This is a genomic window from Nitrosospira multiformis, assembly GCF_900110185.1.
GTDB classification, from domain to species: domain Bacteria; phylum Pseudomonadota; class Gammaproteobacteria; order Burkholderiales; family Nitrosomonadaceae; genus Nitrosospira; species Nitrosospira multiformis_A.
Genome location: NZ_FOCT01000003.1, coordinates 189,255 through 214,963 on the forward strand (window position 1 = coordinate 189,255; position 25,709 = coordinate 214,963).

Consider the following 25,709-nt stretch of genomic DNA (forward strand, 5'->3'; position numbering starts at 1 on the left):
GCTGCTCTGCTTCTGGCTCGGGAATAGAATCACCCTCAGGCAATCGCTTCAAGCAAATTTTGACAGGATTTGTGCCTGCCAGAAGCTTATCTTCAATGTTTCCCCCAGCTTGACAACCGTCATTTGTTAACATATTCTTCACAAAAACATAACAAAAAGATCACAAAGCTGAGGAGGCAACGGAATCAATCCGTTACGTTATATGGCTAGGTTGCTTCGCTACAAAGCGAGTTTTGTCGTTTCCAGGACGGAATAACTGAATACCTTCTTTGAGGAAAAAAATGATTGAATTGATTGAATTTTTGAAGCCGGCTCTTTTTGGAGCCCCGTTGATGACCGTGCTTTACGGAATCATGCAGATATGGGAGGAAGCCCCGGATCAGTCTACCTGAGTAGATATTCGAGAAGATTTACACGTACCTCACAGGGGCATATTCCTGGTGATGCGAGTCGGGTATGCCTGTCCGCATGCATCTATCGCTTTATGCTGTCCCCGAGGGTGGAGTTCAAGTCTCCGCCAAATCCGGGTTCCTCTGATTTGCAATCCCTGAAAACAGGGAAAACGATACCTGGATAGAAATCTGTTCAATTTCCTCTGCATTTTGCAACAGTCGATCGACAGTCACCATTGGAATATCGGATCTGACCCGCTGATTACCTGCTGATTGAGGGGAAGGGCTTCAACAGAAGCCCTTCAAGCTGAAAACCGGAGTTCAGACTGCTGCTTCGGCTGGTGGAGTGCCGGGGGCGATTTTCCCGGTCGGCTCTGTAATATCGGCAACGATGGCGGTTGGCGCGTTTTTCTTGACTGATTCTATTCCGCCATCCCGTGCTTTTTCAGTCTCGTAGGATTCACTGGTACCAATCACCTGATTGTTGCCTGATTTGAGATTGAACCTGTATTTGCCGCTTTCCGTAGTTTTCCGTTCATACCGGGCGTCATCAGGCGCATTTTTTCGGACAGACTCCACTCCATTCATACATCCCGCTCTGGCTTTGTAGCCTTCACTGGCAAGAATGGTTTGCCCATTGGTGGCTTTCAATCTGAATCGAAACTCACTTGCCTTATCCTTGTAGATTTCGAATTTTGCGGCCATGAAATTTCCTTTCGTATTATGTTAAGTCGTATCAGCCTCTTGGTCCTTTCGATTCTTTCACGAGCGGCAGCGTCCATACAGCTTGCAAGCTGCCGCATTGTTTAACGCAGAGAAAGAGCTCGCGTTGACCTGCTATCATTCAGGAGCAACCTGCCATTCAAGAGAGATTGAAAAGAACATCCGTGCGAGTAGCAGGATGATAATCAGTGACAAAGCAATTTAGGATGTGGCCTATCGGTTGTTATTGCTTGAATGGAGGGGTTTGTTTTGTTTGGTTTATTGCATTGAGGTGATGCATAAGTTGAATTGACGCTAGCGAGTCCCTCATTAATCTTCCACCTGGATAGACGATGGCGCATAACAAAACAGTTCCACAGGTCAAGGGCGATTTTCTGCTGGGTAATTTAAGGCAGATGATTGCAGACCCCCTTCAAGCCTTTTATGACTGGCAGCAGGATTATGGGGATTTGGTCAGCTTCAGATTGGCTACCCGCCAATTTTATTTATTCAGTCACCCAAAGCTGATTGAACAAGCCCTGATCAGGCAAAGCGATGTTTTTGTAAAGATCTACAACCCTGAAAAACCAACAGGTCTGGCATTGATTTTAGGTCAGGGATTAGTAACAAGTCAGGGCGATTTATGGCAAAGACAACGGCGCTTGATGCAGCCCGTTTTTCAGAGAAGTAATGTAATTACGCTGCTGCCGCAAATGGTGACTGCTGGTAACAATATGCTGGATCGATGGCGGCAGCTAGGTGAAGGGGCGCAGATCAATCTGTCTAGTGAAATGATGCGGCTTACATTGGAAATCATTACCCAAACGATGTTCAGCACCAGCGTTCTCGACAAGATAGAACAGATCGGCCCATCTCTGGAAACTTTACTTCGGTATGCCGCTAAAACCATTGCGAATCCCTTGACTCTCCCGTTATATGTGCCCACTCCAGCGAATCGAAAATTCAAACAGGCGTTGGGAGTAATCGATGATGTCATTTACGGGATCATCGATCAACGCCGTGCCATGCCGTCAGAGCAGAATGACCTGCTGGATATGCTGTTAAAAGCGCGTGATGACAACAGCGGTGAGAAGATGACCGACAGGCAGATTCGTGATGAAGTTATTACCATTTTTAGCGCGGGCCATGAAACAACCGCGAATTTACTAAGCTGGACTTTATATTTACTCGTCCGCCATCCAGCCGCGCTCGCGCAGCTGCGTGAGGAATTTGATCGATTGTTGCAAGGAAAAATACCGAACGCCGAAGACTTGCAGCAGCTTGTTTATACCAGGGCCGTCCTCAGTGAATCGATGCGCCTCCGTCCACCTGCCAGCTTTTTGCTGCGGAAAGTTAGTAAAGATACCGAGGTTGACGGCTATTTTTTTAAAGCCGGCAGGCTTGCGATATTCAGTATTTTCAATCTTCATCATCATGCCGACTTTTGGCCCCAACCGGAGCAGTTTGACCCCGAACGATTTTTGGTATCCCAAAACCGGAGATATTCGTTCATACCTTTCGGGACAGGTGAGCGCATCTGTATCGGCAGTCATTTTGCATTGATGGAGAGCCAGCTTTTGCTATGCATGATAATTCAGCACTGTGATTTACAGTTGCTTGATCCAGAGGAAGTCGAGATTGAGATGGCAATAACCCTGCGACCCAAAGGTGGAATTCCGGTCCGCATAAAGTGGCGATAGAATCAATCTTCGGTTCTGTGGCTCGGCATCGGCCAGGGTTTCCAGACGGAGGGCATTAATGATTGGCGGATGGCAGTTGGCATTCGATTCCGTTCTCTACACTCTTCATGAAGGCACTGGCTGCATGGCCAGTAATGTCAATTCTCTGTGCCCGCTCTTGCAGGGTCAGGCCGAAACCGCCGCGTTCCTTTTCCGTTTCGTCGTCGGTGCATTGCAGTTCGAGCAAGTAGGTAAGCCCCTTGCAGATACGGTGTCGATAGCATTCGGTCCGCTTATCGTCTAAGTTGCACACTATCGCATAAGCCTCGTTGAGGCCCTCGAGGGCGCAGGCCACTTCCACTGAAACCTGCTGAGCCGGGTGGTGCTCGACGTTCTCATAGAAGTCCCGCTCCATGATCTGGTCGTGCATCCGGCAGAGGTAGTGGGCGACATCCTTCTTGATCTCCGTACTCTGCGTGCACTCGAACAAGAGGCGGCACGCCTGTGATTGCCAGTTGGCGAAGAAGACAAGGATGTTTCCCGCAACCTGATCGCATCGGAAGTACTGCGCATCATAATAGGAGAAGGCGAGTTCCACGCTTTGGAGGCAGCCGGCGTCCTGCAACTGACGATAGGTTTCCAGAAGAGCGAGCATTGCCTCGCCAGCGTACAGTTCTTCTCCGTGGTCGGGTAGATCATGGAAATACACCTTGTACGAGCCATCCGGCCTCTGCTGATGGAGTATCCCCTCGGCGAGAGCAGTGATCTCCTCCATCCGGCGGGGCGATGGGGCATGCAGCAGGGCGAGAATCATAAAGGCACTGTGGGCGATCGATGAAGGCTCCTCCAACCGCTCCGGGTCGAGGATCAGGTAACTGTCGCGCTCCACGAGGTAATTCCCGTAATGCCGCAGCGACTTCCGGATCAGTGACCGAAGCTCATGCTTGTTCAGAAAATCGCTGAGCATTTCCACGTCCCATATAGAGGCAATATCCCGGATGGGAGATTTTTCGCGCACGAATGTGTCAGTCTCGGGGATGTAGAGGTACTCAAGCATTCCTGTATCCCGATTGACCATGCCCTGGTACCACTGGTAGACGAGTTTCAAGCGTTGCTTAAGTAATTCTGCTGTTTCCATGGTTTGTCTCTCCCAGTGATTTAACCGGAGTGTTTGCATACAAAAGTATGACAATCAATAGGTCACCCCTGATCGAGCTATCCCTTGTAGGGGAGAGAACGGACTCGGTATCAGCAGGCATTTTGACAAAAAGCATTTCGAGTTCTACCCTTGATTGATGCCATAATCCCTGCGGAATCCGCAATGCCTGACAGCAATACGGATATGGAACGGGTATGGGTATGGGGTGTTGGGATATTAAACAAAAGGATGCCTGTTAAATTTCAATTCTGCGATTCAACCCCATTAAAGTCGGGCCACAATCAATGACAGCAAGACTTCATGCCATTCGTGGTGATATTACAAAACTGGAAACCGATGCAATCGTGAATGCCGCCAATTCATCATTGCTGGGCGGCGGTGGTGTTGATGGCGCTATCCATCGGGCTGCTGGTCCAGAGCTACTGGAGGAATGCAGGTTGCTGGGCGGTTGTAAAACCGGTGACGCAAAGATCACAAAAGGCTACCGTTTAAAGGCAAAGCATATCATTCATACCGTTGGTCCGGTTTGGCATGGGGGAAAAAGCAATGAACCGGAAAAACTTGCTTCCTGTTATCGGCGGAGTCTGGAAATTGCCGTTGCCAATGGTTTGAGTTCGATTGCGTTTCCATGTATCAGCACAGGTGCATATGGTTATCCGCATGAAGCAGCCGCTGAAATAGCGGCCAACACTGTGCGGCAGTTTGTTGAAACTGAGACTTCGCTCAGAGAAGTGATATTTTGCTGTTTCTCGGAGCAAGACCTTCAGTTATATCAACGAGCACTGGATTAATAGGTGTCTCGATTGATCTTTCGGGTCGAGATGGAGTGAGATGGGGCACTGCACTCCTGGATTGGCTCTCAGCGGCGATATTTTCAAAAACCCTTGCTTCTCAAGCTGTCGGCAACTTGAGTGGGTCCTTCAGGAGCAAGATGTGGTGTTCTTCCGCAGTATCCACCACCTCGATGCTGTAGAGACCTTCGACATCCTGTTCGACGTAAATCTGCTTCGGATGTCGGATATTGTGTTCAATACCCTCAACTATCACCGCCAGAACGTCTCCCTTGGGATCGTAGCTCAGTCCAATCAGTGGCAGCCAGTCCACCTCAACCTGGTCCCCGAGTTCAAGCCCCGTGACCTCTATTTCCACCAGCTTCGCGCCCAGCACCTTGGAAACGTCGTCGAAGTAATCCTGCCACTCGGATTTTGCAAGTTGTGTCAATGCCATGTCTTAGCTCCTTCGATGCTATAAAATCGAGCAGAATATCGCCCGGGTGTACCGTCTTCATGATTGACTTCAGCACTGGCATGCATGAAATGGGGGTTGACGTTAATTCATCCAATCATGATTATTCAACATAGCAGCAGTTTCTGGTTCAATCCAGTGATGTGTCACCGGTATTTTTAGAGAATTGAAGATTCACTGCCGTGTGAGCCTCGTATCACCGTTAACGGAAAAAGTACCACTCGGATTCTCAATGATTCCCCAACGAATTACGATGTTCGCCTTCTGTCTTTCTTACTCTTGGATCTGTTTAGATGACGATACACATGCGCGGAAATACTGGGAATGATTCCCAGATCCGACTCGTGATTCACGGGGGTGCTGGAGCGGTGAAACTCGGCAAACAGCGGCGGGAACGCGAGCAGGCTTACACGGAGGTGCTCGCACAATCGCTGGTCGCTGGCCACGCGGTGCTTGAAGCAGAGGGCAGCAGCATCGATGCCGTGATTGCGGCCATTGCGGTGATGGAGGATTGCCCCTTGTTCAATGCTGGCAAGGGCTCTGTGTTCACCCATGATGGTCGCAACGAATTGGAAGCTTCGATTATGGAAGGCTCCACTCGCGCGGCAGGGGCCGTTGCGGGAGTGATGACGATTCGCAATCCGATTCGCGCCGCACATGCGGTAATGACGAAAAGCCCCCACGTGATGCTCATCGGTCAAGGTGCGGAAATCTTCGCTGCAAAGCAGGGTCTGGAAATCGTGGATTCGTCCTATTTCTATACCCAGCACCGGTGGAATCAACTGCAGAAAGCTATCGTTAAAGAAAGTATTCTGCTCGACCATGATGCGGGTCTGGATACGTTGCCGGGTGAGGATGAAAAGCATGGAACCGTCGGCGCTGTCGCGCTGGACCGCCGGGGCAATCTGGCGGCCGGCACGTCGACCGGTGGGCTCACGAACAAGCACTCCGGGCGAGTGGGGGATTCCTCCATTATTAGCGCGGGAACCTACGCGGACAATCGCTCAGTTGCGGTATCCACGACAGGCACAGGCGAAATGTTCATTCGTACCGCTGCCGCTTTCAACACCGCAGCACAGGTGCGATTTCTGCATACCCCGATTACCGAGGCAGCCGATAATACGCTGGCGGAAATCGCTGCGATTGGTGGGGATGGCGGCCTGATCGTCCTGGATGCGGACGGCAATTATGCGATGCGTTTCAATACTGGCGCCATGTTTCGCGGCACGATCGCGGAAGATGGCATAGCACAGGTAGGTATTTTTTCCGGGCCTGAAACAGCCGTTGTGTCAATTTAATAGACTGCCGACCTTTGGCGTCCAGCGCATACAGGTTCTCGAGAAGGAAATCACAGGATTCAATTTTTATCTTCCGGGCGCATAACGAAACCTTCTCTTCGTGTCCCTTCTTTGGGGGTCCCGCGTATTTCTTTCTCATGTAACCGGCGGTCTTTTTGAAATCTGCCACGTGCCCTCCGTATTTCCCCAAGTCGGAATGCAAGAAAATGGTTGAGATCGGCCTGGACGTCCCAGCGGCCTGGGAGCGTTCAGCCAAGCGTATTCTAAGCAGGAACTGGCGTCGGATTATGGTCTTGGGCGCGACTGACCTTGGCAAGAGCAGCTACTGCAGGTTTCTGATCAATAGGCTTTTGCGAGAGGGGAACACAGTCTCTTTCGTAGACGCGGACATCGGCCAGAAGGACATAGGTCCGCCGGCTACCGTCACACTTGCCGAACTCGAAACCGATATGGATTTCGCCAATGCTGCCTGCCGGCACATGTACTTCGTCGGTCACATTAACCCCGTGGCACATTTCCTCCCCTTGGTGCTCGGCACCCGGCAACTGGTTGAAGCGGCCCAGGGAGAATGCGTGGTAGTTGACACGCCAGGCTTGCTCGGGGGCAGGGGGCGAGTGCTGGTCAGTTTCCAGATCGAGTCCCTGCATCCAGATGTCCTGGTATGCCTGGAGCGCGACGACGAACTTGCCCCCATCCGCTGTGCGGCGCGTCATTGCAACATTTTGCGTCTGCAGCCCTCCCACCTTGCAGCACACAAATCGCGGCGGAAGCGCCGTCGTGCGCGAGAGGAAGCGTTTCGCGCCTACTTTCAGGACGCACGCGAGGTGGGGTTCTGGCTGGAAGAGATTACTGTGCAGCGAAGCAGTCTCTTCAACGGCAAGCCTGTTGAAGACCCGCGTTTTGTCTATGCCGAACTCCTACCTGAGGGCCTGATTGCAGTGGCGGCTGAAGTAGCTTCCCCCGCTTGGGAAGGGGTTGCGGTACTGCCCCGAAATTTTGCAGACCAACTACTCTGCGGTGTCGCGGATGAGGCGGGAAGGTGCCTGGGGCTGGCCATCATCAGTGGCATCGATTTCAGCCGCAAAAGTCTCACGCTCTATACTCCAGTGCCGAAAGCCCGTATCCGTCTTGTTCTGTTTGGCGACCTGTACCTTGATCAGGACGGGCACGAGTTGCATCTCGGGCGGCTGGGGCATTTCTAGGCTAATGTGGTAGCGTCCTCTTGAATGGTCCTGATCGCTTTCTTCGCACACAGGCGCTTTAGTGCGGCAGCACGAAGGGAAAGCGTTCCCTGAATGCGCGGTCGAACAGGGCGCTGCCGCATTCGGTGCCTACTGTTTCCGCTGCCACAATATAGTCTGCATTGGCGAACGATACCTGCAATTGTTTACCCGCAGCTTCTGCCGCGATCTTGAGGTGCTCGCCTACCTTACGTTCCACCTCTTGGCTCATGACTTGGCCGAGCAGGCCACGCCGCTCCAGTCGCACATGAAACGTACCTTCCGACATGCGCTCCACGAACGGTGTTACTTCTTGTTTAAGCTGTTCGGCCAGGGTTTCGGGAGTGAAGGAAAAGGTTTGCTCAACCGGGATGACGCGCCCCAGATCGGAAAACCACGGCTTGCCGTTTCTGCGAGCCGCTTCCAGCGTCTCGAGGAATTGAGCTGTATTCTCGACATGTCCGATGCAGACGTTTTTAAATTCGGTGCGATCAAAATAGCCCAAGCGGCGCAAATGCCCTAGCAGTCGGGACTGACGGCCTGGGCCTGTTGCCACGGTTACGATTACGTTCCAATTTCTCATCTTTCCTCGCGCGCAATAGGCCAGTGATGTCGCTATTTCACGTTACGGATACCCTTTTCCTCCCGACATGCCATACACCTGTCCAGTCGCATAGCTCGACTCCTGTGAAGCAAGCAAAACGTAAAGAGGGCCGAGTTCCGCAGGCTGACCGGGACGTCCCAGCGGAGTTTCTTCGCCAAAAGTGCCCAGTTCCTCCGGTGCTTGCACACTGCTTGGTTGCAGTGGGGTCCAGAATGGCCCCGGTGCAACAGCGTTCACCCTTATTCCCTGTTTGGCGACCTGCTTGGCAAGTGATTTGGTGAACGAAACAATGCAAGCTTTGGTCTGCGCATAGTCGAGTAGCGAGGGGGATGGATTATAAGCCTGGACGGAAGACGTGTTGATAATGGTTGCCCCCGGTTTAAGGTGCGGCATAGCGGCTTTTGTGATCCAGAACATCGCATAGACGTTAGTCTTGAAAGTAGAATCGAACTGCTCGGTTGTGAGGTCCATGATCGAATGCTGTCCGACTTGTGCTGCCGCATTGTTGACCAGAATATCAAGGCCGTCCAACTCGTGCACAGCGTCCGCGACCAGCTTGCGGCAAAAATTTTCGTCGCGGATATCACCGGGAATTGCAACTGCCTTCCGGCCTTCGGCTTGGATGAACTCGATGACTTCTTGGGCATCCGGTTCCTCGACGGGCAAATAGTTGATTGCAACGTCTGCACCTTCCCGGGCAAAGGCAATAGCCGCAGCACGTCCGATACCGGAGTCCCCTCCTGTAATGAGCGCCTTCCTACCGACAAGCCGGCCAGAGCCCCGGTAGCTCGTTTCTCCGTGATCCGGACGTGGGGTCATCTTGCTTGTAAGACCAGGAGGCTCCTGCCGCTGAGGCGGAAAAGGAGGTTGGGGATATTGAGTCGTCGGATCCTGTTTGCTGGATTGCCGAACTCCGCTTGAGTAATCGGCTACGGTTCCCTGGTGCGCAAGGGCCGGAGCAGTAAGCGCCGCGGTAAGACCTGAGGTTACCCCCCCAACGTTTCTCATGTTACCCATGTCGATAATCTCCTTTAGTCCGGTTACCAACAATTTGAGCCAACTATTCTCTTAACTCACCCCTTCGGTTATTTTTTATTAAGGCAATTCGCGCTCGGTACAAAGGTGAAAAAAATTCTTTGACCTACTATAGTAAAGTTTTTATGGCGCTGCTCTATTAACAACGCATTTTCAGGCTGAGCTTTGGCAAATTTTCGCCTTGGAAACAAGCAGATTGATAATCAGTTCCACGAGCATGAAAGCGAGCAACCCGATACTTTTATTTTTTGTCTTGGCTATATTGGTTGTGATGCTTCCAAAAGCCCAAGCTACTGCCGGTGCGGTTCGCTGCGGCAAGTTTCTCGACGTTCGCACTGGACACCTGCTCGACAATCAACTCATCCTCTGGGACAAGGATGGCGTCATCACCTTCATCGGCCCTGCGGACGCCACACCGTTCGGCATCGTGCCCATCGATCTTCTTGATGCTACTTGCCTGCCCGGTTTGATCGATGTCCACACCCATATCACCTTCGATCCGCAGAACTCCGGTTACAAGTCGCTCGGCATCTCGGTTCCTCGCGAAACGGTAATAGGGGTAAAGAATGCGCGGCTCCTGCTGCTCGCCGGGTTCACCTCTATCCGCGATGTCGGCGCATCCCACTACACGGATGTAGCGGTGCGTGACGGGGTCAAAGCGGGTGATATTCTAGGTCCACGCATGATCGTTTCCGGTCCGCCGCTTACGATAACCGGTGGACATTGCGACAAAAACCTTCTCCCAAGCGAATTCAACTTCAAAGCTGAAGGTGTGGCAGATGGTCCATGGGCGGCGCGGCAGAAGGTTCGCGAAGTGATCAAATTCGGTGCCGATGTCATCAAAATTTGCGCCTCTGGTGGAGTCATGAGCAGGATCGGCCATCCGGATGTCCCGCAATATACCCTGGAAGAAATGCAGGCCATCACCTCGGAAGCTCATAGACTCGGGCGCAAAGTCGCTGCACATGCCCATGGTACGGAATCGATCAAGAATGCCATCCGCGCCGGGGTCGACTCCATCGAGCACTCCAGCCTCATTGACGAAGAAGGGATTCGCCTTGCCAAGGAGCGCCGGACGTATCTCGTCTTCGACATCTACAATGATGACTACATCCTTGCAAGTGGTGAAAAGAATGATGTCCTTCCCGAATCTCTCGATAAAGAACGCCAGATTGGTCGTCTGCAGCGCGAGAATTTCCGCAAGGCATTACAGGCTGGGGCCAGGATGGCCTTCGGGACTGACTCCGGTATCTACCCGCACGGCGACAACGCAAAACAATTTGGCAAGATGGTCGAGTGGGGTATGAAGCCTATTGATGCCATTCAGTCCGCGACCATCAACGCTGCGGACCTCCTTGGCCAACCCGACAAAGTCGGTACGGTTGAAAAAGGTTGTTATGCAGACATCATTGCCGTTCGCGGCAATCCTCTCGACGACGTCACCATCCTCGAGCATGTCTCCTTCGTCTTGAAAGGCGGCACCGTCTACCGCAACGACATCACAAAGTAAAAAAGCTGAATGTACGCTACCGGCGCGCAATACCGTCCCCGTGTTTTCTTTATCCGCCCCAACCCCTGGGCCATGCGTCGGGAAGCCATGTTGCCCTGTTACACTGCGAACTGGAGCGATGCGCCGCTGGGCATGTCTCCTGATCAACTAAATGCGGTAACTCTCCTCCCCCGAAACCAGAGCGGGCGAGACCGCTGTTATGAGCAATTGCAAAAGGGATTGTGATCGCCAGGCCGGGACCTTAAGCCTGGGGTGCGCAGAGCGCCTAGAGCGGGTCCACTGCCAGTATGATGGCGGATTTGCCAGGCTCGCGATTATCCATGCGCGAGTGTAGACGCGAGTTACATATGACTCAGTTTTGTTGCTACATCAAGATAGGTGGTCACTATAAGGCGAGTTGCGAAAAGAACTATCGGAGAGGATAAAGGTGACCTATACTCCTAGAGGTAGCCTCGGGGTAATGTAGGCCGGAGTACTACCAGCTGCGCTGCGTGCTCTGCTGCTGTCAGTGGAATTTATTTCAATAGACTTTGTGGAGGTTATGTCATGAGATATATACCAGCAACTTTTGCCATCGGTGTTTTGGGCATTCTTCTGGCGGCTCCGGCGATTGCCGATCATCACGCTGCCCAGGCGATCGAACATGCCGCAATGGCAAAGGCACATGGCGAGGACGGTCACGCAAAAGTGCTGCTCAAGCATGCGGAAGAGAGTCTGACCCATGCTCAGGCGTCGGAGAAACAGCACGCCGAACAACATAAGCATATGACGGACTCCATCAAGGAACTGAAGCAGGCAATCGAGCATGCCAAAGCAGGACATGCCGATGTTGCCACCAAGCATGTTGACGAAGCCCTGATGCACATGCGTAAGTCAACAAGCGACTAGACCCGGGGTCAGGCTTGATTGATTCTATCCCTGGCAGAAGGATCTCAATCTGGAGGGATCGGATTCAATCGAGTCTGACATGATGCAGGACCGTGGTCTTTTGAATACCATGGGGGCACCGAATGAGTAGGAGCGGTTTTGTACACGCCGATATTCTCCTGTCCCCACTACCGCTCAGAACGCCCAGACTGTTTCTCAAAATAAGCAGCAGCATCGAGAACCGGCTTCGGGTCGCAGCCTTGCTCCACGATCATCTTTGCAGTCTCCCTATAGCCCTTTGCCAGCGATTTCGCCTGTTCCGGAAATAACGACTCGTGCCCCCTCAGTTTGAAATCGTTCGCCTGCAGTATCTTTTTCCGAGTCTCATCTTCCATTTGCCTGGACGTTTTGGCTGTCTCGTCAGTCTTTTCCGCAGCCGCATTTGTCAAATCCGCAGCGCCACCAGTACCTGGAAAGGAAAACACAAGCAACAGGGAGAGGAGAATGGCGCTCAAGCGAATGCCGTTTATTCCCGGAATTCCTCCTGGTTCCTCCTGACTGCTTACAAAACTCTGGATCTCGCCAACGTTCATCGAGTCAACCCTCTGTCGACCTCGTACGTGGTGGCCTTCGTATTCACCCTGATGTTTCCAATGAGCTGCCCGCCGTAAATCTCCCCGCCGGAAAGACCGGTGACACGAAGGTGAGGCACCGCTTTGTTTGCCGATAAAGTAACCCGGTTGGTTGTTCGGTCCCATATTGCATCGATCTTTGCGGACCTGGCATTGAGGCTTTCCGCAGTGCGGTCGCCGATTTCATAGTAAGGAAGATTTTTGACCGGCAGGCTGAACAACCGCTCATATTCAGTGAAGACTGCGTCGAGCCAGTCAAATTGAAGCGTACTGCCGTTTTCATCATACCGAGCGAGATTCGACTGATGAAAAAAATGCGGCCACCGGTTAAAACTCAACATATGCCGCACTGCGGTATCCGCATCGAGCGCAAGAATTTCCCGATAACTGCGGGGAGAGCAAACCATCTCTCTACTTCTGCATGGATTTTGTCCCGTGTCGATGAACCGTTGATAGTACATGTGGTTGTACTCGTCCTCCAGTTGGGAAGGATTTGTCACGTTATAATAGATGTTGGTCCACCACCGTGGGAGCATCAGCCGATCCGTTTGGCTGCCATCCTCGTACTGATCGATATACTGCTCAACGTTTTGCGCCCTTTGTGCCATATCGGCAGCAACATACTCGACACCCTCAGTGGCAGCAGCCTGAAGAAACAGCGGGTTGGCGCCGTCGGCGTCAAATGCTATGTCGTCAGCCTGTACGTCGAACATTTCCGGATGCAACCCCTGCATAACCGTGCATTTCGGGTCTTCCAGACCGGAATGCATGCCGCTTATGAGCACGCGGTTGTTCTCGTTTCTTTCAGGAAGATCCAGGAGCTCCCACACATTCTGATTCCGGGTGATTTCAGTCCTTATCGCCTCGATACTCGTAAAGGTTGTGTAATCGCAAGGGGCATCGGCTGGAACGGGCGGTTTGTCCATAGACGCATGGGTGAAGGTGTGGTTGATAAAGCGGAAATGCGTTTTGTTAGCCGTCACTGCAGCTACCAGGTCATCCTTCCAATTTGCAGCGAGCGATATCGCTTCCCGATTCACTACCGCTCCCGCACCGTTGAAGGCGAAATCAAGTTTGAAATTACCCGCCGTCGGATGCGCAGTCCGGAGGGCCGCCTGTTTGCTTACCGCATTGATTATGTCAGCGCCGGTGAGGCGATAGGTATCGGCAGCGTTATCCTGATGGAGGGCAGGATTCCATTGAGTGCTAGAAAGAAACAAATCATCCACATGCGCAGCCAGATGGATGAAGCGTGCACCGATGAAAACTCCCTGGGTTGCCCAATTGACGAATTCATAAGCCAGGACTTTGGAATGCGTGAAGAACGACGCATTCGTGATCGTCGAAATCAGCACTTCGCGCACCGGTGCGGGTTGATCAGGTGTCATGTACCGCACGATGGATAGCAGCGCTTCACCCTGACCGGTTTGCAAAAGAGGTTCGACGTAGGGTATGGAACCATCCCTCAGGCGTTTCATATCGTTTCGGGGATGGGTCGCAAAGGCAAGGGATGTAATTGGAAGCGGATTATTCCTGTTTACGTATTCAAAGACTTCCTTGCTGTACCTCCCCGGTATTGTCCAGCGCGCATCATAATTGCGTCCGCTTGAGGAGTAGACGAGACCATAATCCAGATAGATCTCGTGAGGCGGCTTCGAATTCGCATACGTGGCCGGCCACCCTGACAATACCGCTTCCCGGATCCGGAAATTCTTCTCGTAATCGTGCAGTATGTCCCATTCGGCTGGGGTGAAGCCTGGAATCAGGTCCGCGTCGGTGAGGATGACTCCATTGTAGTTACCAACACACCCTGTCGCCTCGGCCTTGCAGGCCGTTCCCTGGGAAGAAGCAGCCAGGAACGCGGGCGTCAGATTCTGCACCCTGGTATTCAGCACGACATATGGAACGCCCATTTCATCGAGGACAGGCTTGATATAGGCCAATCCCAGGTCTTCCGTCACCTCTCCTGTGGAAACAACCAGTATTCTCAATTTGACGGCATTATCAGCGTGCACCGGGGCCACGGCAATTATAGTAAGCAGCATGGCTATTGCTGCAAGAAGAAGCTTGCGCTTCACGCCATGATTGCGCTTCATGAATGAAGTCTCCTTATCGCAAAACAAAAGTGTAACGATTTGACAAATCCTCTTGTTGTTTAAGTTCTCTTTGCAAGTCATCTTCATACACATCACTGCGCTAATCAACCATAAGATATCGCCTAATACATGCGGACATATGCAAAGCATCCGAAGGATTGCCACGTGTTTGTGGTTTGATAATCAAGTCGAAGAGGCAGCAGAATTTTATGCGTGTATCTTCAAAAATTCCAGAATTGTCAAAATGAGCCGCTACGGTGAAGCCGGGCACGAGGTTCATGGACAAGCGGCGGGAACGGTAATGACTGTAGCATTTGAGCTCGATGGGCAGGGATTTGTCGCTTTCAATGGCGGTCCCACGTTCAAATTCAATGAGGCCATCTCGTTTCAGGTCAATTGCGAAACCCAGGAAGAAGTGGACTACTACTGGAAGAAGCTTTCCGAAGCCAGAGATGAAAAGGCGCAGCAGTGCGGCTGGCTCAAGGACAAATATGGCGTTTCCTGGCAAATTGTTCCCCGGATTTTATTCGAGATGATCAGTGATCCCGATTCTGAAAAATCCGGGAGAGCGATGGACGCAATGCTTGAAATGAAGAAAATCGACATCGATAAACTCAAGCGCTCATTCAATGGATGACCCTTTGAACTCCACGTGGCGAGAGAAGGAACGGACATCTATTGGGCATCGCCTACATTGATTGACTGACGGATTCCAGATATGGAAATATGAAAGAGGTAACCGGAAACCAAGGTCAGCACTATTACGTTCCGTTTCGTGCGCTGCTGATAGTTCTGTTCAGGCGTCTCCTGCAAGACGTAACAGTCTGGAATTACCCCATCTTCGACGCGCTGCCCGACTGGGCAGCATCCCCCGTGCGGGATATGATAAGCAAGGGCCCAGTCCAACGCCGTGCGATCCACGCCTGTTTGTCCACCCGAAACGATTTTTTGAATCACGGACTTCAGCCTGTTTTGAGCTTGACCGAAAAATCCGCTATGCCGATTTTGAAGAGCAATTTGGCTGCGGCGTCGAGTGTCTTGAATCCGCGCGTTTCGCGTTTGGAGGTCTCAAGGGGCTGGCCGTCGATCACGACCATGTATCCTGCCGACATCACCGCGTAATGCACCTGTACACGCTTTATCGCATTAGCATTAAGCAGAAGCTTCACTTCGCGCTCTATCATGCTTTCTTTCCTTTTGCCAAAGCATCGGTAAGATCCGGTGCAGCCTGTGTTTCAAACAGGTCCGGCTGATCGATCATCACAAGCAAATCGCCCGGCTTCACCTGCAGAAATTTGCAAAGTTTTTCCAATACGACACGATCGAAACTGTTCACACGGTCGTAGTAGTAGCGATCCAATGTAGCGCGAGCGATACCCGTTCCACGGCACACATCCGCGACCTTGATGCGCTTGGCGCCGAGGATGACAGAAAGTCGACAACTGATCATTTAGTAGTATTATTTGCTCTAAATCGAGCAAATAATACCATTATAGAAGTAAGATGCCCTAACGACTTATTCAAACATCACAATGCTACAGCCACTCATTGCTGGAGAGGAACCATGATCAGAGCTACTACCTGAATCTTGGCAATCTGGGGTGGAAAGCAGTGCGTGGGCACCCTTCGTTACGCACAGATATTGCAATTTGAGCAGCGGCGCTGGCGCCTGCTGATCCCAACAGTGATTGCGCTCCGCTACGACCCCAATGGCGCGACTGCAGGGTGCAGCCCACCAGACATGTGTCCACGATCTGCTGGCTGAACCAGGAAGCGGTTTAGCCGTGGCAATAAAAAACAACTAACCAGAATCTACAGTCCCTAGAGGGAGGTATATCGTGAAATTCATCATCCTTGCCCTACTTGCCGTATTCATTTCCCCCATAGCCCAGGCTGATCCACCACACCTCAGAGACGGGCAAACCGGAAAATATCTAGGTAACCTCAGCGCGAATCCCTACGATTCCAACTCGGTCAATAACCCCTTCGGGCAATACGGAAGTCCATACAGTGCGGATTCCATTAACAATCCCTACGGGCAATACGGCAGTCGCTACAGCAACGACAGCTCCAACAACCCCTATGCGACCAATGCGCCGGGAATATATGGGGGTAGTGGAGATGACCGCGGCTATTAGCAATGGAAAATGCTACTCCGCCTGGACAAGACAAGTTATCAGTAGAACTGGATTTAATATGTTCTAGGAATCGTGGCGAGACACTCCCATCCGGATAAGGCCTACATGCCGGCACCATCACGCTACTAATTGCCACGGTGCTTTGAAGCGATCGTGACTACGAGTTTTTTCCATACGCCGCCATTGCGACCTGGCGGAAGGGTGCCCTTGACAGGATTTGTTCCGAGCCCGTTCACACCTTCGCAAGCTCAGGGCAAACGGAGACGAAAGGGTTCAAGGCAAACGGGATGGTTCGATCAAGAACGGCTATCCTCTTCATCATTGATCGTCCGTCTATGCCAGATCAATTCGCCGTTCCTGTACACTTCCCTGATCCGGTGAAGGGGGACTTCGCGAGTACGTCCTTCCTGATCGGTAAAATGGAAAAAGAAATGATCATTGGCTATGAGTTGCATCTGCTGTAGCGGAACCTGGATAATTTCCCCAGTCTTGCGATCGTAGTATCCGATCACGAAATTACCTTTTCCGAATGACTCATCCCAGCGAATTTGGCTGAGCAGGTCTTGTATGGGGGTCATGAAGCTTCCTTTTCAGGCAGATAGCCAGCTGCGTCAGCTTCCCGAAAGAATTGCGTTCATTCCGGTCATGCGATTCTTGATGCTACATTGAATTGTAGGTCGAAAAACCTATTGTTCCCGGCTATATCAACCAAAGAGGTCAGAATGCGGGAGATCGATGGTTCCTATGGAGAAGGTGGCGGCCAGTTGCTCCGCACGTCGGTTGCGCTTGCGGCGATAACGGGACAATCGGTTCGTGTGTACAACATTCGTGCAAAACGTTCCAACCCTGGTCTTGCGCCTCAACACCTGACCGCTGTAAAGGCGGTGGCAGCGCTTTGCAGGGCGCAGACGGAAGGGGTGGAAGTCAAATCGCAGGAAGTCATTTTTCGCCCTGGCCCGTTGCGCGGGGGCGAATATGATTTTCCGGTAGGCACGGCAGGCAGTGTTACTCTGGTGCTCCAGGCAGCGCTTCCGGTTGCCATGGCATGCGGAGAAAAGCTGCGGATGAGCATTTCCGGTGGTACCGATGTTCGCGCTGCGCCGCCCCTGGATTACTTCCGCTACGTATTGCTGCCGCTGGTTTATAGCATGGGCGCCAAGGCGAAGACCGAAGTGTTGCTGCGAGGGTATTATCCCCGCGGGGGAGGAAAGGTGGTGGTGGATGTAGAACCTTGCCTGCCTTTGCGCCCACTGGTCCTGAACGCATCGGAAGGACTGGAGGGTATAACCGGTTTTATACACATTTCAAACCTGCCCAGGCACATCATCCACCGCATGGCTAATGCGGCACTGGCGGAACTTTCGACTTTTCCCACACCAGCCATTGGTCTGGAGATATTCGGGAAGGATGAAGCAATGGGTGAGGGCGGGGCAGTGCTTCTCACCGCGCATAAGGAGCATAGCCGTCTGGGGGCATCTGCCGTGGCAGAAAGAGGTGTGCCAGCTGAACGCCTCGGTGCTGAGGCGGGGCGGTGCTTGCGCGAGGAAATCCTGTCCGGTGCAACGCTGGATATTCATGCGGCAGATCAGGTATTGATCTACCTTGCGCTGGCGAGTGGGGTATCTTGCTTTCTCACCAGGGAGCTCTCCTCCCACGCCGCAACAACCATTTGGCTGCTGGAACAGTTTCTGCCGGTACGCTTCCAGGTCACACAGGAAGCGCATTTGATTCGCGTCCGCGCAAAGCCGGAATTTAATAACATGTCAAGCTTTTTATGGCGATAAGAGGATTTATCAGGCGGAGCCCGCCCTACTACTGTTATTCGGGCCGTGCCTGCCTGGTTCCCTTGCCCTAAGACCCAAGCCAGGTGGGGCCGGCTTAAATAGGGCCGGCTTCAATGGCGGCTCCGGTAGAAGTCTGACGACAGAACTGAGGATCTGACGCATGCGACATTCTACATCCGGCTTGTTGACGTTCATGCTTTACGTGTTGGTTGCGTCCGCGCTTGGCTCTTCTGGCATTTTTGATGAAAACACCTATATTGAAAACATCAGCTCATCGAGCGGCCAGCTTTTAGCTTGGAACAATACATGTGCGGGGGGAAAAATGGCGGAGCAGCGTGAAACTTATAAAGGTCGGGAGATTGTTGTTCGAACAGGGGAAGACGTACCAGCAGAAGGCGCTGCGGGATTGGAGGCTGCGGGAGCGGGAAGGGCAGGTGGAGAGGAGGCAGTAGACGTGAGGATTGATGGAAAGAACGTTTTCGTTATAAAGAATTCATCCGGCTCATATATCGCATCCGGCTTCGCTTTCGATCCGCAACCTTCACCTATCGACCTGGCGCGGAAAATTATCGATTACCGTGAGGCGGGGAGATAAAAATGGGAACCCGAAAGAATCAATCCACATTGACAGCCGCGGAGAAGGCGGCCTTTGTTGCGGCGGTAAAAGCACTCAAGGCAAATGGCTCCTATGATGTATTTGTGGCTCAGCACCGTACCGCCTTTCTTGCCGGTGTGAACGATCCGGCACACGGCGGCCCTGCCTTTCTGCCTTGGCACAGGGAGTATCTCCGCCGGTTCGAGCGTGCCCTTCAGCAGATCGATCCCAGTGTTTCCATTCCGTATTGGGACTGGACAGTTGACCGCACGACGAACGCCTCCATCTGGAATGCGAATTTCATGGGTGGAAATGGAACGGGCCCTGGCGGACGTGTGATGACGGGTCCGTTCGCCTTTTCTACAGGAGAGTGGACGCTTACTGTTCTGGACCCCGGTGACACAGATAATTTTCTCACCCGTGCCTTCGGCGCCATGGGGGCGCTACCCACCCAGCAGGGAGTGAATAACGCCATCAATATCGTGCCCTATGATTCAGCGCCCTGGAATCGTAACAGCAGCATGAACACGAGTTTTCGAAACCATCTCGAGGGGATTATCCACAATCCCGGCCATATGTGGGTAGGCGGCTCGATGATGGCAATGTCATCCCCCAACGATCCGGTGTTCTGGCTGCATCATTGCAATATCGATCGGTTGTGGGCAGTATGGCAGCGGGAAAATCCGGGGCAGAATTATCGTCCACCGAGCGGCACAGCGGGCGTGGTGAACGGCCATGGACTGGATGACCCGATGCCGCCATGGAACAACGAAGCTTCGCCGCCTACGCCCCGGGATGTTCTTGATCACCATGCGCTTGGCTACACCTACGATGACGAGGAAGAAGAGCCTCCGCAGATCGTACCCCTGACCGTTGATGCGGCTCCGTTTGCCGCTTCCATAGGCCAGGCGGGAGAAGTGGACGCATACAGCTTCGTTGCCTCAACCCAGGGGAGTTATGTCATCGAAACCGAGGGTTCCACCGATGTGGTGGCAGCCTTGTATGGTCCGAATGATGCCAACGCACTCATTGCCGAGGATGACGACAGCGGCGCCGGGCGGAATTCGCGCATTGCACGAGACCTGGCGCCGGGAACATATTATGTTCGCATAAGGCACTATAGCGGCTCATCCACTGGAAGCTACCGTATTTCAGTGCGAGGGTCAGGAGGGCCGCAGCCGGGTATTCAGACCATTCAGATAAATGGCCCGGCAGTGCAGGGAACACTCTCCGCCAACGAGAGGGACCTGTACACCTTTACTGTCGGAACGGCTGGATCGCATACCATGGAAACCGCGGGTAGCACTGATTGCTTCCTCACGTTATTCGGCCCCGACAGTCAGACCACTGTCATTGCCCAGGATGACGACAGCGGTCCGGGAACCAATTCGCGGATCGTGCAAAACCTGGGGGCCGGTGTCTATTATGTTCAGGTCAGGCACTACAGCCCGACCGGTACGGGAGCGTATAGCGTTTCCGTCAGAACATGAGAGAAAACGCGGCCGGGATTCTTTCGATTTCCTGACGGCGACTTCGGGTGAAAGGCGTTCTGGCGCTCATCGTTCCTCTTCTTGGCGGCTGCGGCTCGATAATCGCACCCACACCCGGCGGAAACGGTGACAGTCCAGGCGTTTATACCATCACAAATTTATATGATGGCAGTCAGCCATCAAAAGAGCGACTTGCGGGGTGGATGGATACCGAAGCGCAAAAGGTATGTCATTCCCCCTATTCACTGATTTCGGAAGAGTCGGTTCCGACCATCAACCGCCTGGGCGAAGCGTCGTTTTCACGCCTTGTCTGGAAAATCAGGTGCCGGGGACAGATGAGCGAATGAGGTGGAAATTGTTTTCAGGGGCTGTCTTCTCGTGCCTGATTTGAGGCAGCCCGATTTATTTCAGATATTCAAAGCACCTGTCAGCAGCCTTCATCCGCTTTCTGAACCGTTTACAAAATTGCTTCCCGCCCAGTCAGGCGTCATTCCGCCTGCCTCTATGCTGTCTGATGTATGATGCCATGCTTCGCCTCACCCACACAGCGATGCCAGGCAAACTCCAGAAAACTCTCCCGATAAAAAATCTCCCGCTGATACATCAAATATTGCCCGTATTCGTGCTGACTGCTTTCGCCGTGCTTGCGTCCTTTCTGTGGCAGGGGCACAAGGGATTCAATCTGTGGGATGAAGGTTACCTATGGTACGGGGCTCAGCGGGTATTGCTGGGGGAGGTGCCTCTGCGCGATTTTGTATCCTACGATCCTGGCCGTTATTATTGGTCGGCAGCCCTGATGAGCTTGTGGGGCGACAGTGGCATCATGGCTTTGCGTGGCGCGGTGGCGGTGTTCCAGGCCATAGGTTTGTTCACGGGTCTGCTGCTGATTGCACAAAAAAGCCCCCTGCGCTTCAAGTTCCCGGGTTTTCTCTATCTGTTGCTTTCGGCAATCACTCTCATGGTGTGGATGTATCCGCGCCATAAGCTGTTCGATATTTCCCTGTCCATTCTTCTCGTTGGCGTCTTGAGTTTTCTGGTTCAACATCCGGCGAGGCTACGCTACTTCGTGTGCGGTCTGTGCATCGGTCTGGTGGCTATTTTTGGCCGCAATCACGGCGTGTATGGAGCGGTGGGCAGCGCCGGAGTGATGGGTTGGTTAGCGATCAAACCCGACAGTCGAAAGGATCAGCCCGGGTTCGGGGAGGGATTATTGCTCTGGGCAGCAGGAGTGGTGGCTGGCTTCACGCCGCTGCTTGCGATGATGCTGCTTGTGCCTGGTTTCGCTAGCGCATTCTGGGAAAGCATCCGCTTTCTGTTTGAAGTGAAGGCGACCAATCTTCCTCTGCCTGTTCCGTGGCCGTGGAAAGTATCCTTGGACTCGATACCGAGCGAGGAAGCAATTCGCGGCGTGCTGATCGGCGTACTCTTCATCGGAATACTGAGCTTCAGCCTGGTCGGAATTGCATGGATCCTTTTCCAAAAATTTTATAACAAAGCTGTGTCACCCGTGCTGGTCGCGTCGGTGTTCCTCGGGTTACCCTATGCGCATTATGCATATTCCCGTGCCGATGTCGGGCACCTTGCGCAGAGCATCTTTCCGTTATTGATCGGCTGCCTCGTACTGCTGGCCGCGCAGCCTGCGAAAATCAAATGGCCTTTCGCAGTGGCTTTATGCACCATGAGTTTGTGGGTGATGCATGCTTTTCATCCGGGTTGGCAATGTCATGCCAGCCAATGCAAGGCCATTGAAATTTCGGGTAACCACCTCATGGTTTCGCCGGAGGTGGAAAGCGATGTTCGTTTGCTCAGGAAATTGGCCAAGGAATATGCGCCAGATGGCGGAAGCTTCGTCGTGACTCCATTCTGGCCAGGCGCCTATCCACTGCTGAATACCAAGTCTCCGATGTGGGGGATATATGCTCTTTTTCCCCGAAATGAGGATTTTCAGCAAGAGGAAATCAAGCGCATTGCAGCGGCCAGCCCGGGCTTTGTTCTGATATACGATCTGCCCCTTGATGGACGGGAGGAATTACGCTTTCGTAATACCCATCCTCTTATTTACCGCTACATCATCGAACACTTCGACCGAGTGTTTGATTCACCCAATCCTGTTTACCAGATCTACACGGGCAAAAAGCTGGCAGAGTAGTGGGCAGTCGAGTCCAAGCCTGTTTCTCCCGATCTGTGCAATGGCGTACATACCAATTGAATCGTTTCACCTATTGTAATTCATGGTGTTATTTCGGCTCTATGGATGAATTCCCGCTTTCCGACTCGCATTTCTGTCTTAACGCCCCCCTGAACAGGAGCGCAGAGGACAGAAAGGGAAGGAAGGGGGAAGAGAGGAGGACAGCATGAATATCAGGGAGGTATGGAATCTCGTCAAAGCTTCTTTTTCGTCGTGGGTGGATGACTATGCGCCGAGCATGGGCGCGGCGTTGGCCTACTATACCCTGTTTTCGATCGCTCCGCTTTTGCTGATCGTTATTTCAACTGCGGGACTTGTTTTCGGCGAAGAAGCAGTGCGTGGCGAAATCTTTGGACAATTACGCGACTTGATGGGTGATCAAGGGGCAGCTGCAGTGGAAGGCTTGCTGGCAAGTGTCAGCGAGCCGGAAAAGGGCGCAGCAGGCGCCGTGGTCGGAACAGTTTTGCTCCTGATTGGTGCAACCACTGTATTTGGTGAGCTGCAGAACGCATTCGACCGTATCTGGCGCGCACCCGGCAAAGACAAGAACGGCGGGATATGGGAACTCATCAGGACCAGATTGCTGTCGTTTGGAATAATACTGGGAATAGGCTTCCTAATGATGGTATCCCTTGTTTTCAATGCCGCTGTATCCGCATTGGGAAAGTGGTGGGGCGGATTTTTCTCAGGGCTTGAAATTCTGGTAACGAGCTTGAATTTCATATTCAGCTTTGTTTTTACCACCGCTGTTTTCGCGATGCTTTATAAATTTATGCCGAAGGTGAAAATCCAGTGGAAGGACGTGTGGGCGGGAGCAATTGTTACCGCGTTACTTTTTACCATTGGCAAAACTCTGATCGGGCTCTACATTGGAAAAAGCGCGATCAGTTCCGGATTCGGTGCAGCAGGGTCGCTGGTTGTCGTGTTGGTATGGGTTTACTACTCGGCCCAGATTTTTTTACTGGGTGCCGAGTTTACCTGGGTATATTCCCATGCTCGGGGATCGCGAAAAAACCAGGAGATTCCGTCCAAAACCACCTCTACTATCCCATCAGAGGCAGGCAAGGTTGGAGCAATGGAAAGCTCTCTCCCGGAGAACCATCAGGAACGCGCTTTTCGATAGCTTTTTGTCGTATCTGCATCGCTTCCTTTGATACCGCCTTGGGTAAGAGACCGCAATAATTGCGCGGTTTGAGCGACGATATCACTCAGGTCGAATTTTTCTTCGGCCCGTTTTCGGGCTGCTGCTCCCATCTGAATACGGGTCGAATTGTTCGTCATCAGAGTGAGGACATCATTCGCCAGTCCTTCCGTATCTCCGGGGCCTTTCAGCAATCCGGTCCCACCTACCTCGACAATATCGACCACGCCCCCGACATTGGTAGCCACCACCGGGAGGCCTGATGCCATCGCTTCCACGATCACGAGGGGCATGGCTTCGGAATACGAAGTCGACACGACGAGATCAAGGCAGGGATAGATTTTTGTGATGTCTCTCTGCAACCCGACTATATGGATGTGACCCGTCAGGCCATACTCGTCGATTTCATTCTGGAGTTCCCGCCGCATCGGTCCTTCGCCTACCAGTACGAAATGGCAATTCTTCAATTTCCTTTGTGCTATCCGCGCCACCTGAACAAACACTTCCGGTCCCTTTTCTGGCGAGAGGCGTCCGATGAAGCCTACGAGAGGCGTTTCTGGCGAGATCTTGATCAAGGAATGAAGGTAATTGGACTTGGGGGCTGGTTGGAAGACCTTTGTGTCGATTCCATTCGGAATAAAACGTAGTTTTGTGCTCGGTACGCCCAGGGTCAAAGCATGAAAGTAGGCGGTTTTTGCAACCACGTTGATATGAGTATTCATGAGCTTGTGCACTTCAAAATCGCGCATGCTCAGGTAGCGTCCGTGAATAGTGGACACAGCCGGCGTGTCGGTCAACCTGCTCAGAATACCTGCAAGCGAATGTGCATTTGGAAGGTGTGCATGAATGACGTCGATCGCATCAGTCCGGATTAGGCTGGAGCCCAGCAGGACAGCTTGCCAGTCGGGCTCATCGGTGATGGGGGTGATGTGAACGCTGCAACCGATGTTGCGTAATTGGGATGTGAGTTTGCCTTCCGCCACACAGAGGCAGGTGACACGAAAAGAGTCTTGCGGGAGCCGCTCGAGCAACCTCAAGACGTAAGTTTCCATTCCACCGACGATGGAGGCCCCTATGATCTCAAGAAGATTGATAGGTCGTTCGGCGGTTGAAATGATTTTCACGTCAGTTTATCCCCAACCAGGCTGCGGCTGTCCCTCCCATGATCCGGTCGCGACTGGACTTGTCCACTTCGAGACGTTCCAGCAGCGTCAACACATCATCAATTCGGCTTTTTATCAAATCTGCGCTACAGGGCAAGAACACATCGCTACCGAATTGCAATAAATCGGGTGTGAGGACGTCGATTGCTTTTCTGAGAACTTCAAGGCGGTAAACAGGGGGCGCCCCAAAGGAAATGTCGAAGCGAAACTGGCTGTCATCGGGCGGCACTCCGTTGATGAGGTCTATGAGACCTACCGCATTTGCCTCATCGGACCATGGCCACCCGAGGTGAGCAAGGGTAACGCGCAAGTCAGGATAATCGCGTATCGCTTCGTAAAAGCTGGGGCGGCAGAAACGCCCCGATTTTCCATCGATGAAAATACCGCTGTGGAACAGAATTGGAATTTTGAGGCGGTCTGCTGTTTCATAAACATCCCGTGCACATTCGTCATAAGGGTACCATCCGGCTGGCACCATTTTGAGTCCATGGAGTCCCAGTTCATGCGCACTGACAAGATCCTGGCACGCACCCTCTAACGAAGGGTTGATTACCGCAAACCCGATCAGCCGATCGGTGTGATGGCCTATCAACCGGGAAAGATACTGGTTGGCCGATCTTAACGACGCACTGTCGTGCATCGAATACGTGCCGCTCAAAAACGGCGCAAGCACAACAGCCTTGTCCACTTGCGCCTGATCCAATGCCTGTAGAACGTCATCTACTTTTTCGTCTCCTGAACAATGAATATGAGCGTCTATTATCATGCTTG

Annotated in this window: 27 protein-coding genes; 14 read left to right on the forward strand and 13 right to left on the reverse strand. The window is 52.5% G+C overall.

Annotated features, from left to right (window positions below; translation table 11 throughout):
- Window positions 1–713 precede the first annotated feature (713 nt).
- Window positions 714–1,097, reverse strand: a complete 384-nt coding sequence (locus BMY01_RS04910; RefSeq protein ID WP_074744849.1) for a YegP family protein — start codon at window positions 1,095–1,097, stop codon at window positions 714–716.
- Window positions 1,098–1,447: 350 nt separating this feature from the next.
- On the opposite strand from BMY01_RS04910, the gene BMY01_RS04915 reads away from it, so the two are divergent.
- The gene (locus tag BMY01_RS04915; protein WP_074744851.1) at window positions 1,448–2,794 is read left to right on the forward strand and encodes a cytochrome P450; all 1,347 of its coding nucleotides are present in this window, start codon (window positions 1,448–1,450) and stop codon (window positions 2,792–2,794) included.
- Window positions 2,795–2,849: 55 nt separating this feature from the next.
- Here the strand turns inward: BMY01_RS04915 and BMY01_RS04920 are convergent, their stop codons facing one another.
- Window positions 2,850–3,911, reverse strand: coding sequence for a hypothetical protein (locus BMY01_RS04920; protein WP_074744853.1), 1,062 nt, complete (start codon window positions 3,909–3,911; stop codon window positions 2,850–2,852).
- 305 nt (window positions 3,912–4,216) lie between these two features.
- Between BMY01_RS04920 and BMY01_RS04925 the strand changes: the two genes are divergently transcribed.
- A complete protein-coding gene (locus BMY01_RS04925; protein WP_074744855.1) occupies window positions 4,217–4,723 on the forward strand; it encodes an O-acetyl-ADP-ribose deacetylase in 507 nt (168 codons plus the stop codon).
- A gap of 100 nt (window positions 4,724–4,823) precedes the next feature.
- Here BMY01_RS04925 and BMY01_RS04930 read toward each other — a convergent pair whose 3' ends face one another.
- The gene (locus tag BMY01_RS04930; protein ID WP_074744857.1) at window positions 4,824–5,159 is read right to left on the reverse strand and encodes a DUF5335 family protein; all 336 of its coding nucleotides are present in this window, start codon (window positions 5,157–5,159) and stop codon (window positions 4,824–4,826) included.
- A gap of 311 nt (window positions 5,160–5,470) precedes the next feature.
- On the opposite strand from BMY01_RS04930, the gene BMY01_RS04935 reads away from it, so the two are divergent.
- Both BMY01_RS04935 and BMY01_RS04940 read left to right on the forward strand, forming a co-directional pair.
- Window positions 5,471–6,475 (forward strand): isoaspartyl peptidase/L-asparaginase family protein, encoded by a 1,005-nt coding sequence (locus BMY01_RS04935; protein ID WP_074744859.1) that lies wholly within the window; start codon window positions 5,471–5,473, stop codon window positions 6,473–6,475.
- A gap of 206 nt (window positions 6,476–6,681) precedes the next feature.
- Window positions 6,682–7,677, forward strand: a complete 996-nt coding sequence (locus BMY01_RS04940) for a Clp1/GlmU family protein (RefSeq protein WP_074744861.1) — start codon at window positions 6,682–6,684, stop codon at window positions 7,675–7,677.
- A gap of 58 nt (window positions 7,678–7,735) precedes the next feature.
- Here BMY01_RS04940 and BMY01_RS04945 read toward each other — a convergent pair whose 3' ends face one another.
- Window positions 7,736–8,278 (reverse strand): THUMP domain-containing protein, encoded by a 543-nt coding sequence (locus tag BMY01_RS04945; protein ID WP_074744863.1) that lies wholly within the window; start codon window positions 8,276–8,278, stop codon window positions 7,736–7,738.
- Window positions 8,279–8,320: 42 nt separating this feature from the next.
- The gene (locus BMY01_RS04950; RefSeq protein WP_074744865.1) at window positions 8,321–9,316 is read right to left on the reverse strand and encodes an SDR family oxidoreductase; all 996 of its coding nucleotides are present in this window, start codon (window positions 9,314–9,316) and stop codon (window positions 8,321–8,323) included.
- A 289-nt stretch (window positions 9,317–9,605) separates the two neighbouring features.
- On the opposite strand from BMY01_RS04950, the gene BMY01_RS04955 reads away from it, so the two are divergent.
- The gene (locus BMY01_RS04955; RefSeq protein ID WP_254772622.1) at window positions 9,606–10,844 is read left to right on the forward strand and encodes a Xaa-Pro dipeptidase; all 1,239 of its coding nucleotides are present in this window, start codon (window positions 9,606–9,608) and stop codon (window positions 10,842–10,844) included.
- A gap of 546 nt (window positions 10,845–11,390) precedes the next feature.
- Complete coding sequence (gene smbP, locus BMY01_RS04960) at window positions 11,391–11,732, forward strand: small metal-binding protein SmbP (RefSeq protein WP_074744869.1); 342 nt, start codon at window positions 11,391–11,393, stop codon at window positions 11,730–11,732.
- Between the two features lie 167 nt (window positions 11,733–11,899).
- Here the strand turns inward: smbP and BMY01_RS04965 are convergent, their stop codons facing one another.
- Window positions 11,900–12,304 (reverse strand): hypothetical protein, encoded by a 405-nt coding sequence (locus BMY01_RS04965; RefSeq protein ID WP_074744871.1) that lies wholly within the window; start codon window positions 12,302–12,304, stop codon window positions 11,900–11,902.
- Window positions 12,301–14,439, reverse strand: coding sequence for an Agd3-related carbohydrate deacetylase (locus BMY01_RS04970; RefSeq protein WP_074744873.1), 2,139 nt, complete (start codon window positions 14,437–14,439; stop codon window positions 12,301–12,303). The genes BMY01_RS04965 and BMY01_RS04970 overlap by 4 nt, the downstream gene beginning before the upstream one ends.
- 139 nt (window positions 14,440–14,578) lie before the next feature.
- Here BMY01_RS04970 and BMY01_RS04975 point away from each other — a divergent pair, with 139 nt between their 5' ends.
- Window positions 14,579–15,076 carry a VOC family protein gene (locus BMY01_RS04975; RefSeq protein ID WP_074744875.1) on the forward strand — a complete coding sequence of 166 codons (498 nt, stop codon included), beginning with the start codon at window positions 14,579–14,581 and terminating at the stop codon, window positions 15,074–15,076.
- A 38-nt stretch (window positions 15,077–15,114) separates the two neighbouring features.
- On the opposite strand, the gene BMY01_RS04980 is transcribed toward BMY01_RS04975, so the two are convergent.
- Genes BMY01_RS04980 through BMY01_RS04990 form a run of 3 tightly spaced genes read right to left on the reverse strand, consistent with a single transcriptional unit; the run spans window position 15,115 to window position 15,889 of the window.
- On the reverse strand, window positions 15,115–15,396 hold the full coding sequence (locus BMY01_RS04980; protein ID WP_254772609.1) for a putative molybdenum carrier protein: 282 nt from the start codon (window positions 15,394–15,396) through the stop codon (window positions 15,115–15,117).
- Between the two features lie 5 nt (window positions 15,397–15,401).
- Window positions 15,402–15,623 (reverse strand): hypothetical protein, encoded by a 222-nt coding sequence (locus tag BMY01_RS04985; protein WP_011381463.1) that lies wholly within the window; start codon window positions 15,621–15,623, stop codon window positions 15,402–15,404.
- Window positions 15,620–15,889 carry a helix-turn-helix domain-containing protein gene (locus tag BMY01_RS04990; RefSeq protein WP_074744877.1) on the reverse strand — a complete coding sequence of 90 codons (270 nt, stop codon included), beginning with the start codon at window positions 15,887–15,889 and terminating at the stop codon, window positions 15,620–15,622. Before BMY01_RS04990 ends, BMY01_RS04985 begins: the two co-directional genes overlap by 4 nt.
- A gap of 388 nt (window positions 15,890–16,277) precedes the next feature.
- Here BMY01_RS04990 and BMY01_RS04995 point away from each other — a divergent pair, with 388 nt between their 5' ends.
- Window positions 16,278–16,577, forward strand: coding sequence for a hypothetical protein (locus BMY01_RS04995; RefSeq protein ID WP_074744879.1), 300 nt, complete (start codon window positions 16,278–16,280; stop codon window positions 16,575–16,577).
- A gap of 296 nt (window positions 16,578–16,873) precedes the next feature.
- Here the strand turns inward: BMY01_RS04995 and BMY01_RS05000 are convergent, their stop codons facing one another.
- Window positions 16,874–17,155, reverse strand: a complete 282-nt coding sequence (locus BMY01_RS05000; RefSeq protein WP_074744881.1) for a DUF504 domain-containing protein — start codon at window positions 17,153–17,155, stop codon at window positions 16,874–16,876.
- 144 nt (window positions 17,156–17,299) lie between these two features.
- On the opposite strand from BMY01_RS05000, the gene rtcA reads away from it, so the two are divergent.
- The 6 genes from rtcA (at window position 17,300) to BMY01_RS05030 (ending at window position 23,757) form a co-directional block, all read left to right on the forward strand.
- Window positions 17,300–18,361 carry an RNA 3'-terminal phosphate cyclase gene (gene rtcA, locus BMY01_RS05005; RefSeq protein ID WP_074744883.1) on the forward strand — a complete coding sequence of 354 codons (1,062 nt, stop codon included), beginning with the start codon at window positions 17,300–17,302 and terminating at the stop codon, window positions 18,359–18,361.
- Between the two features lie 160 nt (window positions 18,362–18,521).
- Window positions 18,522–18,956 carry a tyrosinase family oxidase copper chaperone gene (locus tag BMY01_RS05010; RefSeq protein ID WP_074744885.1) on the forward strand — a complete coding sequence of 145 codons (435 nt, stop codon included), beginning with the start codon at window positions 18,522–18,524 and terminating at the stop codon, window positions 18,954–18,956.
- Between the two features lie 2 nt (window positions 18,957–18,958).
- A complete protein-coding gene (locus tag BMY01_RS05015; protein ID WP_074744887.1) occupies window positions 18,959–20,446 on the forward strand; it encodes a DVUA0089 family protein in 1,488 nt (495 codons plus the stop codon).
- Between the two features lie 47 nt (window positions 20,447–20,493).
- On the forward strand, window positions 20,494–20,793 hold the full coding sequence (locus BMY01_RS05020; protein WP_074744889.1) for a hypothetical protein: 300 nt from the start codon (window positions 20,494–20,496) through the stop codon (window positions 20,791–20,793).
- 179 nt (window positions 20,794–20,972) lie between these two features.
- A complete protein-coding gene (locus BMY01_RS05025) occupies window positions 20,973–22,595 on the forward strand; it encodes a hypothetical protein (RefSeq protein WP_254772610.1) in 1,623 nt (540 codons plus the stop codon).
- Window positions 22,596–22,800: 205 nt separating this feature from the next.
- Window positions 22,801–23,757, forward strand: a complete 957-nt coding sequence (locus tag BMY01_RS05030; RefSeq protein WP_074744891.1) for a YihY/virulence factor BrkB family protein — start codon at window positions 22,801–22,803, stop codon at window positions 23,755–23,757.
- On the opposite strand, the gene BMY01_RS05035 is transcribed toward BMY01_RS05030, so the two are convergent.
- Together BMY01_RS05035 and BMY01_RS05040 are read right to left on the reverse strand one after the other, a co-directional pair.
- Window positions 23,736–24,899 (reverse strand): glycosyltransferase family 4 protein, encoded by a 1,164-nt coding sequence (locus BMY01_RS05035; RefSeq protein ID WP_074744893.1) that lies wholly within the window; start codon window positions 24,897–24,899, stop codon window positions 23,736–23,738. The genes BMY01_RS05030 and BMY01_RS05035 overlap by 22 nt on opposite strands.
- A gap of 1 nt (window position 24,900) precedes the next feature.
- Window positions 24,901–25,704 (reverse strand): amidohydrolase family protein, encoded by an 804-nt coding sequence (locus BMY01_RS05040; protein ID WP_074744895.1) that lies wholly within the window; start codon window positions 25,702–25,704, stop codon window positions 24,901–24,903.
- Between the last annotated feature and the right edge of the window lie 5 nt (window positions 25,705–25,709).